The 10843-nt window shown below is 65.3% G+C and carries 10 protein-coding genes (1 of these 10 running past the window's edge); 4 read left to right on the top strand and 6 right to left on the bottom strand.

The features are described from left to right. The 4 genes from ACCD06_RS20365 to ACCD06_RS20350 form a co-directional block, all read left to right on the top strand. A protein-coding gene (locus ACCD06_RS20365; protein WP_413343049.1) for a PAS domain S-box protein crosses the window boundary here: on the top strand, window positions 1-2390 show its 3' portion. It extends 883 nt beyond the left edge of the window; 2390 of the gene's 3273 nt are visible here — the last part of the coding sequence; its start codon lies beyond the left edge, outside the window; it ends in the stop codon at window positions 2388-2390. 161 nt (window positions 2391-2551) lie between these two features. Next, window positions 2552-3331, top strand: coding sequence for an amino acid ABC transporter substrate-binding protein (locus ACCD06_RS20360; protein ID WP_413343047.1), 780 nt, complete (start codon window positions 2552-2554; stop codon window positions 3329-3331). Between the two features lie 102 nt (window positions 3332-3433). Further along, entirely contained in the window at window positions 3434-4093 is a 660-nt protein-coding gene (locus ACCD06_RS20355; protein ID WP_247871439.1) for an amino acid ABC transporter permease, read from the top strand. Then, window positions 4090-4857 carry an amino acid ABC transporter ATP-binding protein gene (locus ACCD06_RS20350; RefSeq protein ID WP_413343045.1) on the top strand — a complete coding sequence of 256 codons (768 nt, stop codon included), beginning with the start codon at window positions 4090-4092 and terminating at the stop codon, window positions 4855-4857. The genes ACCD06_RS20355 and ACCD06_RS20350 overlap by 4 nt, the downstream gene beginning before the upstream one ends. Window positions 4858-5106: 249 nt before the next feature. Here ACCD06_RS20350 and ACCD06_RS20345 read toward each other — a convergent pair whose 3' ends face one another. The 6 genes from ACCD06_RS20345 to ACCD06_RS20320 all read right to left on the bottom strand — a co-directional run bounded on the left by ACCD06_RS20345 (window position 5107) and on the right by ACCD06_RS20320 (window position 10761). After that, the gene (locus tag ACCD06_RS20345; RefSeq protein WP_413343043.1) at window positions 5107-5385 is read right to left on the bottom strand and encodes a DUF6522 family protein; all 279 of its coding nucleotides are present in this window, start codon (window positions 5383-5385) and stop codon (window positions 5107-5109) included. Window positions 5386-5526: 141 nt separating this feature from the next. Next, entirely contained in the window at window positions 5527-6201 is a 675-nt protein-coding gene (locus ACCD06_RS20340; protein WP_413343041.1) for a DUF4142 domain-containing protein, read from the bottom strand. Between the two features lie 23 nt (window positions 6202-6224). Next, window positions 6225-8141 carry a nitric oxide reductase activation protein NorD gene (locus ACCD06_RS20335; RefSeq protein WP_413343039.1) on the bottom strand — a complete coding sequence of 639 codons (1917 nt, stop codon included), beginning with the start codon at window positions 8139-8141 and terminating at the stop codon, window positions 6225-6227. Between the two features lie 8 nt (window positions 8142-8149). Further along, complete coding sequence (locus tag ACCD06_RS20330) at window positions 8150-8947, bottom strand: CbbQ/NirQ/NorQ/GpvN family protein (RefSeq protein ID WP_413343038.1); 798 nt, start codon at window positions 8945-8947, stop codon at window positions 8150-8152. Next, complete coding sequence (locus ACCD06_RS20325) at window positions 8944-10293, bottom strand: cbb3-type cytochrome c oxidase subunit I (protein ID WP_109154706.1); 1350 nt, start codon at window positions 10291-10293, stop codon at window positions 8944-8946. Before ACCD06_RS20325 ends, ACCD06_RS20330 begins: the two co-directional genes overlap by 4 nt. A gap of 15 nt (window positions 10294-10308) precedes the next feature. Beyond that, window positions 10309-10761 carry a c-type cytochrome gene (locus ACCD06_RS20320; protein WP_413343035.1) on the bottom strand — a complete coding sequence of 151 codons (453 nt, stop codon included), beginning with the start codon at window positions 10759-10761 and terminating at the stop codon, window positions 10309-10311. Window positions 10762-10843 lie beyond the last annotated feature (82 nt).

Here is a 10843-nt window from a genome sequence, read left to right as displayed (position 1 = left end):
GGCTGGTGTTCGCCGGCGGTGCATACGGAACATCGCGGCTCGCCATCGCAAGGCGCCAGGAGGCCGCCGCCGCCGCTCGGATGTCGTCCGTTCTGGAAAGCACCTCCGATGCGGTGGCTGAAATCGAGAGCGATTGGACGGTGTCCTACCTGAATCCCCAGGCACGCGACCTCTTGGGCCTGGAACGCGACGTCATCGGAGAGCAGGCACAGGTCGCCTTCGACTGGCTCACCGGATCGGAGCTTGAAACCCGCCTCAAGGACACCATGGATCTCCGCACGCCGGTGGAGTTCGAGTTCCTCGGTCCACGAACCAGACGATGGTTCGCGCTGCGGGTGTTCCCGTCACGCAAGGGCGTGGCCATCTATTTTCGCGACATCACCGAGCAAAGGGCGGCGGAAGATGAACGCCGCGCCTTGGCCGGACATCTGGAACACGAAAGATTTCTGCTGCGCGCGATCAACGACAGTCTGCCGATTGGGTTGCTCATCATCGAGGCTCCGTCGGGACGCCTGCTCATGCACAATCCCGCGTCCGAGCAGCTGATTGGACACAGCATCACGGCAGTGTCCGGTGTCGCCGACTACAGCCTCTACGGCGGCCTTCGCGCCAATGGTGCGCCAATGGCCGCCGACGAGTACCCGCCCGCACGGGCGCTTCGCGGCGAGGTGGTCTCGCAAGAGGAGCTGCACTACCGCCGCGGCGACGGCTCGACAACCACCTTTCTTGTCGAGGCGGTGCCCATACGTGGGGCCGATGACCGGGTGGAGCTGGTGGTGGTGGCCTTCCATGACATCTCCCGGCGGAAAGCCATGGAAGAGGCGTTACGGGAAAGCGAACGCACCCTGAGCGCTGCCCTGGCGTCGGCCAGAGCGGGGACTTGGACCTGGGACATCCTGTCCGGAGAGATCAGCTGGTCGCCCGGCAACTACCTGATCCATGGCATGGAGCCCCGCGATGGTCATGTGCGCTTTGCCGAGTGGCTGGCTGCGGTCCATCCGGAGGACCGAAGCGAGGCGACGAGGGTGGTCAGAAAGACCTTGGCGTCGCGGCGGGGCAGTTATGACGTCGAATACCGGGTCGTTCTCCCGGACGGCGGCATCCGGTGGGTCGCCGGTATCGGCAAGGCCGATTACGACGAAGCCGGCCAGCCGGTCTGGATGTCCGGCCTTACGGTGGACATCACCGACCGCAAGGCGATGGAGGTCGCCTTGAGGGCAGCAAAGGAGGAGTCCGATCGTGCAAACAGGGCGAAGGCACGCTTCCTGGCCGCCGCAAGCCACGACCTGCGCCAGCCGCTTCAGTCAATGGCTCTGTTCGGTGGCGCGCTGCACGCGCATGTGAAGGATGAGCGCGGAAAGGACATGCTGCTCATGCTGGAGCGCGGAACCGAAACCATGAAGGCGCTTCTCGACAGTCTGCTCGACGTCTCCCGCCTTGACGCCGGCGTGGTCAATCCGCAGTTGTCCAGCTTCGATCTGGACACACTCATCAAGGAAATCGCCGACTCCTACCAGCCGCTCGCTGCCACCAAGGGGCTGTCCGTCTCGACCGACGGATCGTGCAGTGGCGTGGTGGTCCGCAGCGATCGTACCATGCTCGGGCGGATCATCCGCAATCTCGTCGAGAATGCCGTCCGCTACACCGAGCGTGGAGGGATCACGGCCTCCTGTCGGATCGAAAATGAAAATGCATGGATCGACGTTGCCGATACCGGAATTGGTATTCCCGAAGACCAGATCGCCATGATCTTCAACGAATTCCACCAAGTCGGCAATCCTGAGCGCGACCGCAGCCGCGGCCTCGGCCTGGGATTGTCGATCGTGCAGCGCCTGTCGCGAATCCTTGGCCACGAGGTCAGGGTCCGATCAAGGCTGGGAGAAGGCTCCGTCTTTTCCATCCAGGCTCCAATCGACGCCGGTGCGGACGTGGCGGAGGCCGTGTCGGAGGACGACATGACGCCCCTTCCCGTTGGACGCGGCCGCTTGGCGCTGGTGATCGATGATGACACCATCGTCCTGATGTCGCTGCGGACCCTGTTGGAGGAATGGGGGTACGACACGCTGATTTCCGGCTCCTCCGAGCAGGCGGTAACCATCGTCACCGAGGCTGGACGCCGACCGGACGTGATCGTCGCAGACTATCGCCTGCGGGCCGGGCGAAACGGTTGCGAGGCAATTCGGGACGTCCGCAGCCATCTGGGACTGGAGATCCCGGGTGTCATCCTGACCGGCGAGACCGGGGCCGAATGCGCGCGCGACATCGCCCAGTATGGCCTGGGGATGATTCACAAGCCGGTCATGCCGGGCCAATTGTGGGCCGCCCTGGAGCGGCTGCTTGGCTCCACGAGCAACTCACGTCACGCACATGGATCGGATTTCCCAACATAGTTTGTTTTTGGCACGATTTATGTACATCTGCTTTGCGCTAAATAGGAAGCTTATTCCCTTGTTAGGATGTACTCTCCGCTGTAGCGTGGCGGAAATCGTCTGGCGCATCAAGGGCGCGGACCAACCCGATATCCCACTCAATAGGCACCGGGCATCAACCGATGAAATGGCTAAAATCGCTTCTCGTCGCCGGCCTTATCCAGGTCGCCGCCGTCTCCTCCTCCGCCGCTTGGGCCCAGACCGATCTGGACCGCATCAAGGCGGACGGTGTGCTGAAGATTGGGACCGAGGGCACATACGCCCCCTTCACCTATCATGACGCCTCCGGTGCGCTCGTCGGCTTCGACGTAGAGATCGGGCGTGAGGTCGCCAAGCGCATCGGGGTGAAGGCGGAGTTCCTGGAAGGCAAGTGGGACGGCCTGATCGCCGGTCTGGATGCCCACCGCTACGATGCCGTGATCAACCAGGTCGGGATCACCGAGGCGCGCAAGGCAAAGTATGATTTCTCCGATCCCTACATTTCCAGCCGCGCCGCTCTGATCGTGCGCGGCGACAATGACAGCATCAAGGGCTTCGCCGACCTGAAGGGCAAGAAATCGGCCCAGTCGCTGACCAGCAACTTCGGCAAGCTGGCCGAGGCGTCGGGCGCGCAGCTGGTCGGCACCGACGGCTTCGACCAGTCGATCCAGCTGGTCCTGAACGGCCGGGCCGATGCGACGGTCAACGACAGCCTGTCCTTCCTGGACTTCAAGAAGCACAAGCCCGACGCCAACGTGAAGATCGCCGCGACCCAGGACAATGCCGACCAGTCCGGCATCATCGTCCGCAAGGGCGAGGCCAAGCTGGTTGCCGCCATCAACGAGGCGTTGGCCGCTATGAAGGCCGACGGCACCTACACGACGATTTCGCAGAAGTATTTCGGCGCGGACGTTTCCAAATAACCACCTGATGGTCCTCAATGCCCCCTGCTCCATCCGGGCCGGGGGCATTGTCGTTCCTTCTTCGCGAGAGGCACCTTCCCCGTGCTGCACTGGCTTACCCTGATGGCGGACTCGCTTCCGTCGCTGCTGTGGGCGGCGCTGGTCTTCACCGTTCCACTGACACTGGCGTCCTTCGCGCTCGGCCTGATCGTCGGGCTGGTGGCTGCGGTGGTCCGGCTGTTCGGGCCGGCGCCACTTGCCGCCATAGTCCGCTTCTATGTCTGGATCATCCGCGGCACGCCGCTGCTGGTGCAGCTTTTCCTGATCTTCTACGGCCTGCCCAGCGCCGGCATCGTGCTGGACGCCTTCCCGGCCGCCCTGATCGGCTTTACGCTGAATGTCGGCGCCTACACCTCGGAGATCATCCGCGCCGTCATCGGCTCGGTGCCGAAGGGACAGTGGGAGGCTGCCTACTCCATCGGCATGAGCTGGTCCCAGGCCATGCGGCGCACCATCCTGCCGCAGGCCGCCCGCGTCGCCGTGCCGCCGCTCTCCAACAGCTTCATTTCGCTGGTGAAGGACACCTCGCTCGCCGCCGCCATCACGGTGCCGGAGCTGTTCCAGGCGGCCCAGCGCATCGTAGCGACGACCTATGAGCCGCTGATCCTGTATGTGGAGGCGGCATTGATCTATCTGGTGCTCAGTTCCGTGCTGTCGGCGCTGCAGGTCCGGATGGAGCGGCGGCTCGGCCAGTATGGCGGTTTCCTGGAGGCCAAGTCTTGATCCGGCTGACGAACATCGAAAAGCGTTTCGGCGACCTGACCGTGCTGAAAGGCGTGTCGGTCACGGTCGAGGAAGGGCGCGTCACCGCCCTGATCGGCCCATCCGGCGGCGGCAAGAGCACGCTTTTGCGCTGCATCAACCTGCTGGAGATTCCCACCTCCGGCACTGTGCAAATCGGGGAGGAGGAGTTGACCTTCCATCCCGGCGGCAAGCCCGGCTGGAAGGACATCCAGCGGCTGCGCGGCCAGACCGGGATGGTGTTCCAGAACTTCCAGCTCTTCCCCCACCGCACTGCGGTGGAGAATGTGATGGAAGGGCTGATAACCGTGCAGAAATGGCCGGCCGAAAAGGCGCGCGACCATGCCATGGCCTTGCTTCGCAAGGTCGGCATGGACCACAAGGCAGACGCTTGGCCGGCAACCCTGTCCGGCGGGCAGCAGCAGCGCGTTGCCATTGCCCGCGCGCTCGCCCCGTCACCGCGGGTGCTGCTGTGCGACGAGCCGACCTCCGCCCTCGATCCGGAACTGTCGGGCGAGGTGGTGGAGGTCCTTGGCACTCTGGCCGCCGAGGGCACAACCATGGTGATTGCCACCCACGACCTGCGTCTCGCATCGCGCATCGCGCATGAGGTGGTGTTCCTCGATGCGGGACAGGTGGTGGAAGCCGGTCCATCGCAGGCGCTGTTCACCCACCCCACCCGCGAACGCACCCAACGCTTCATCGCCACCCTTACCCAGCAGGGGCAACAGGGGGAGGGGGTATGACAAGCAGGCGGGCCAAGCGTTCTCTTCAGGCGCTTTTCAAGGTTTCGTTACAGGTTTTGAAGGCGGGCGATGAGGATCGCTGCAGGTACCAACGCACCGTCCACAGGATCACTCCGCCGTGAACCGCCGCCCCTTGAACGGGCTCTTTCCGCCGCGCGCCACCGTGTCACCCCAGCCGCCAAAAAGGGCTGGGTTTTACCCGATCGTCACCCGGACGCAAACGCTGCAACAGAACCGTCGGCGGCACTCTCATCCGACATGAAGCGCGCGCCCGAAAGCATCCAAAATCAAGACCGACTGCCGCGCACGGTAACGGAACGTCACCCGCATCTTCCCGCTATCCTCCTCCGTCCCCTGTTCGTACAGCTGGTAAACCATGCCCCTTTTCAGTTCTTCCATAAACGTTCCGGGCACGAGCCCAAGGAGCGGAGCGACAAGTGCCGCATCGAACACGAGGCTGCCAGTGCTGTCCACTTTGGCGACCTTCATGCCGACGACTGTCTGCGGCCCGCACTGCGAGCTGGTCATATGCGTCACCCAATTGCTGAGAGCGAGATACAGGAAAGCATAACGTGATCAGCAGAGGGCATCTTTGCGATCCATCAAACCTGTCGTACCAAATCGTCTCGATGCCCAATCAAGCATCTGGTCGCATCATGATCCTCCAGATCAACGGGCTTTGGCCGGATCGCCGTACTGGATGGCCTGTCCCTCGCGATGGGTCTCGATGCCGAAGCGGCCGGCCATCTGGCGCAGGGCATCGCGGTCCTTCTGGATGGCCACCAGGCTGGTGATGGCGAAGGTCGAAAGCTCGCGGTCTGGCGAATTCGACGCCTCGGTCTGGTAGAGATCGACCAGCCTGTCGTGCAGCCGCAACTGGGCCTCGACATAGGCTTTGCCGAAGGCCTCGCCGCTCGCCCCCGACAGCGATTGAACCGCCTTGGCGGTCAGATCCTCCCGCGCATTGGCCGGATTGGTGACGGCTCCGGCGGCGCCGAAGCGGTCCGCTTCCTCCGGCTTCAGCTGGCTTGCCGGCGGCAGAGTGCGGGACGAGGACAGACGCTCGAGTTCATTGCCGAGCGTCTTGTGGGTGTCCGCGATGCGCTGTGCCAGCGTGCGCAGGGCGTCGTCGGGTGCCTTCTCGGCGGCGAGGCGTCCCAACTCGGCTTGCCCGCGGCTGGCGAGGGCGGCTTCCTTGAGGAACAGGGCGTCCTCATAGGGGAGCGACTGGCCGGGCTGGGGCGGCACCCGCAGGTTGGAATCCGGCCGGAGGTTGGCTTGCGACCAGACCGGGGCCGGCATCAAGGCAAACCCCAACAGGGCGAGTGCGGCGATCTTGCGCATGGCGGCTCTCCTTCGGGGGTCCGTCACCCCGTCAATTGGCGATAAAGGGCGGGCAACGCCGCGGACAGGCGGCCCACATGCGGAAAGATGGCATAGGCGCCGGGGCCGAAGATGAAGGGGAGATAGTCGCGACCCTTCTCGTCCACCGTGACGCCGAACAGCTTCAGGCCGGCGCGGCGGGCCTCCAGGACCGCCATGCGGGTGTCCTCGACGGCGTGGCGGCCCTCGTAATGGTCGGTGTCGTTGGGCTTGCCGTCGGTCAGCACCAGCAGCAGGCGGTGTGTGTGAGGGCGGTCTTTCAACTGGGCGGTGGCGTGGCGGAGGGCCGCCCCCATGCGGGTGTAGCGGCCGGGCCGCAGCGCCTGGATGCGACGCAGGACGCGGGCGTTTAGGGGCTGGCGGAACTCCTTGACGGTGCGCACCTCCACCCGTTGCCGGCGGTGCGAGGTGAAGGTCAGGATGGCGTGTTCGTCGCCGCAGGCGGTCAGCCCGTGGGTCAGAACCAGCAGCGCCTCCTTCTCCACGTCGAGCACGCGGCGGTCCTCCACGTAACTGTCGGTCGACAGCGACACGTCGACCAGGACGCACACCGACAGGTCGCGGGCGATGTTGCGCACGGCGGTGAACACCCGGTCCGATCCGCAGCCGCCGGCGCGGCGGTCGGCGACCGACGCGACCAGGGCGGAGAGGTCGAGTTCGTCGCCGTCGGGCTGGACGGGCAGGCGTTGGCGCCGGGGGCGCATCGCTTCGAACTGGCGCCGCACCAAACGGATGCGGCGTAGCGCGTCATCGTCCGGCCGCCACTCCTCCCCTTCCAATGCGGCGGGTTCGGCGATCACGCGGCAATGGTCCGGCAAGTAGCGACGACGCTTCCAATCCCATTCCGGATACAGGACTTCGGCGGTGAGCGGTGCTAGGTCGGCATCCGCGGGCGCAAGATCGAGGTCGAGCTTGAGGCGGGTGGCCACGCGGCGCTCGTGTTCGCCGAGCGCGATCTCGTCGAGGTCTTCGGCGGCCTTGCGGGCATTCTCCGCGTCATCATCCTCGACCTTGCGGTTCAGGTTGACCATCTCGGCCAAGCCCAGGATTTTCTCGAAGCGGTTCAGCATCAGCGGGTCGTCGCGCTGCGTCTGGTCGCTGTTCCGCCGCGACGCCTTGCGGCGTTTGCCGTCGGCTTCCTCGCCGCTTCCGGCCTCCTCTTCCGTGCCGGCGGCGGGGGCGCTGCCGGCGGGCGGGGCCGATATCTCCCCCCACAGCGGCACCGGCAGGAAGGGACGATAATCGGGAGCGGAGCGAATGCCGTCGAGCGGCGCCGCCGGGTCCGCGATCAAAGCCGACAGCGTCCGGTCGGGCTGGATGTCGGCGCCGAGCAGAGCCATGACCAGAGCCTCCACCGCGGCCTCCTGCCCGGTCAGGCGTCGGGCAGGCCGCGCCGCACGAAGGGCGGCGCACAGGCGGTCGTGCAGCGGGCGCAGTCCGGGCAGTCCGTCGAGTGCCCGGTCGGTTGCCATCCGGGCACTGCGCAGACGGAAGAGATCGGCCCGTAGAGGGTCGTACGGGAGCGGAAGCGCGGGCGGCGCATGGGCGAAGAAGGCGGCCAGCCACTCATAAAGTCCGGCATTGAGCGAGCGCTCGGCGAACAGGTCGATGCGGTCCGGCAGATGAAGCGTCACGCCGTCGTAGCGCGGGCGCGGGAGCTTTTCGGCGTCCAGCCCAAGGCGCTGGCGCAGACCGAGCCGGTGGTAAGAGGTCTCGGCGGTGCCGGCGGCGAGGCGGACGGCGCCGGGGCCGCCGATCGCGCGGAACAGCACGCCAAGGCGGACGCGCATGTCGTCCAACCGGACCGCGGCCTCCGGATAATGCCGGTAGGAGGCGGTGTTGCCGACGAGGCGGTGCCACAGGCCGCCGACGAATTCCTCCGGTTCCCAGAAAGATGCCATGGCGTTCCTCACCCGATCGTGAGTTCGGCGGTCCGCAGCAGGGCCGCCTTCACCTCGTCGTCGTCGGTCAGCGGCTCCACCATGGCGGCCAGAACCGCCTCGTCGCGCGGCATCCCGGAGCGGATCAGCGTGGCGCAATAGATCAGCAGGCGGGTCGACACACCTTCCTCCAGATCCTGGCCTTTCAGGGCGCGCAGCGCGTTGGCGAGGCGGACCAGCGGAGCGGCCTGGTCATGCTCCAGCCCGCTTTCCCGCGCGACGATGGCCGTCTCCGCCTCCGGCGCCGGGAAGTCGAAGCTGATGGCGACGAAACGCTGGCGGGTGCTGGGCTTCAGGGATTTCAGGATGTTCTGGTAGCCGGGGTTGTAGGAGACCACCAGCATGAAGTCCGACGGTGCTTCCAGCGTCTCACCGGTACGCTCCAGCGGCAGGATGCGGCGGTCGTCGGTCAGCGGGTGCAGCACGACGGTGACGTCCTTGCGCGCCTCCACCACCTCGTCGAGGTAACAGACGGCGCCCTCCCGCACGGCACGGGTCAGCGGACCGTCAACCCACACGGTGTCGCCGCCCTTCAGCAGGTAACGGCCCGTCAGGTCGGCGGCGGTCAGGTCGTCGTGGCAGGACACGGTGTGCAGCGGCCGGCCCAGACGCGCCGCCATGTGGGCGACGAAGCGGGTCTTGCCGCAGCCGGTCGGCCCCTTCAGCAAAAGCGGCAACCGGTTGCGGTGGGCGTGCTCGAACAGCGCCACCTCGTTCCCGGTCGCCGCATAGAAGGGGACCGCCATGCCCTCCGGCCCGGTCGTCATTCAGCCGGTGCCACCGAGGGCCGCGAGCGCCGCGGGAGCTGTTCGCGGGCCGGGCCGAACATCGCGTAGAGGAAGAGCAGCACCGACAGCGCCACGACGATACCGGAGCCGAGCCGCATCCAATAGAACAGCGCCAGCTGTTCCTGCACCTCCATGTAGGTGATGCCCATGACGCGCTGGAGATGGACCTGGACGACGCCGGCGAAGGTCAGGGTGAAGGTCATGAAGGCCATCGCCGAGGTCATGATCCAGAAGCTCCACATGTTGAGCACCTGGTTGTAGGGCGCACGGCCGCGCAGGTTGGGCATGGCATAGGAGATCATCGACAGGTTCAGCATCACATAGGCGCCGAAGAAGGCGAGATGCCCATGCGCCGCGGTGACCTGGGTGCCGTGGCTGTAATAGTTGACGAAGGACAGGGTGTGCAGGAAGCCCCAGACGCCGCCCCCGAAAAAGGCCATCACCGGCGTGCCGAGCGTCCACAGGAAGGCCGCCTTGTTCGGGTGGTCGCGCCGCCCCTTCCAGGCCATGGAGAAGGCGAACAGCACCATGGCGAAGAACGGGGCCACCTCCAGCGTCGAGAAGACGGAGCCGATCCACTGCCAATAGCCGGGCGCGCCGATCCAGTAGTAATGATGCCCGGTGCCGAGCAGGCCGGAGAACAGGGCGAGGCCGACGATGGCGTAGAGCCATTTCTCCACCACCTCGCGATCGACGCCGGTCATCTTGATGACCAGGAAGGCGAGGATGGAGGCCATGATCAGCTCCCATACCCCCTCCACCCACAGATGGACGACGTACCACCAGTACAGCTTGTCCACCGCGATGTTGCCGGGATTGTAGAAGGCGAATAGGAAGAAGATCGCCAAGCCCCAGAGTCCGAGCAGCAGCACATTGGTGACCGCCGTGCGCCGCCCGCGCAGAACCGTCAGCGAGACGTTGTAGAGGAAGATCAGCGCCGCCACGACGATGCCGATCTTGACCCACAGCGGCTGTTCCAGGAACTCGCGCCCGCCATGAATGCCCAGCAGGTAGCTGCCGACCGCCCCCAGCGCACCGACCATCAGGATCACCAGCTGGGCATAGGCCAGCATCGGGCTTTCGATGTCGCGCTCCGCCTCCTCCGGGATCAGGTAATAGGCGGCGCCGAAGAAGCCCAGCAGAAGCCAGACGATCAGCGCGTTGGTGTGGATCATGCGCAGGATGTTGAAGGGCAGGATCTCCGACAGGAAGTTCGGGATCACATAGACGGTTCCGGCCAGGGCCCCGAACAGGATCTGGACACCGAACAGCGCCATGGCGCAGACGAAGTACCAGTAGGCGATGCGTTGCGTGGCGAATCTCATCCGATGGTCCCCCCCTCAGCCCGCGTTGTTCGGTGGCCAGCCCTGGGTCTTGACGCGGCTGGTCCATTCCAGGAAATCGACCAGATCGTCGAGTTCCTGGTCGGTGAGATTGAATTGCGGCATCTGGCGGCGCCCTTCGACACCGCTCGGCTGCGATTGCATCCACGCCTTCAGCGCGTCGCGTGCGCCCTGCGGATCGTCGCGTCCACCATAGCGGACCCACACATTGCCGAGTTCCGGCGCGAAATAGGCACCCTCCCCGAGCAGCGTGTGGCAATTGATGCAGGAATTCTTCTCCCACACATGTTTGCCGCGAATCACGCTCTCGGTCAGCGTCGATTCGTCGGTGCTGACGGTTCGCATGTAATAGTGGCTGTGGGCGGTCAGAAGGACAAAAACCACAAAGAAGAATGCGGAGCCGCCGTAGAAGATGTTCCGCGTGGCCGATTTGGTCAGGCGTTCAGCCATCTTCACCCTCCTTCAGCATGCGCTGTCTCGGGTTGTAACGTGCTGAGTCGACCCTACAACTCAGCCGTGCTCACGGAAGGGT

This window comes from Azospirillum sp. CT11-132, from assembly GCF_047302835.1.
Lineage (GTDB): Bacteria > Pseudomonadota > Alphaproteobacteria > Azospirillales > Azospirillaceae > Azospirillum.
Note: the sequence above shows the minus strand (reverse complement) of the source record. Positions and strands in the feature narration are given on the sequence as shown.

Bases quoted from the DNA above. Each gene is read 5' to 3' on its own strand.
- ACCD06_RS20360 (WP_413343047.1), top strand. From the start codon at position 2,552: ATGAAATGGCTAAAATCGCTTCTCGTCGCCGGCCTTATCCAGGTCGCC.
- ACCD06_RS20355 (WP_247871439.1), top strand. From the start codon at position 3,434: ATGGCGGACTCGCTTCCGTCGCTGCTGTGGGCGGCGCTGGTCTTCACC.
- ACCD06_RS20345 (WP_413343043.1), bottom strand. From the start codon at position 5,385: ATGACCAGCTCGCAGTGCGGGCCGCAGACAGTCGTCGGCATGAAGGTC.
- ACCD06_RS20340 (WP_413343041.1), bottom strand. From the start codon at position 6,201: ATGCGCAAGATCGCCGCACTCGCCCTGTTGGGGTTTGCCTTGATGCCG.
- ACCD06_RS20335 (WP_413343039.1), bottom strand. From the start codon at position 8,141: ATGGCATCTTTCTGGGAACCGGAGGAATTCGTCGGCGGCCTGTGGCAC.
- ACCD06_RS20330 (WP_413343038.1), bottom strand. From the start codon at position 8,947: ATGACGACCGGGCCGGAGGGCATGGCGGTCCCCTTCTATGCGGCGACC.
- ACCD06_RS20325 (WP_109154706.1), bottom strand. From the start codon at position 10,293: ATGAGATTCGCCACGCAACGCATCGCCTACTGGTACTTCGTCTGCGCC.
- ACCD06_RS20320 (WP_413343035.1), bottom strand. From the start codon at position 10,761: ATGGCTGAACGCCTGACCAAATCGGCCACGCGGAACATCTTCTACGGC.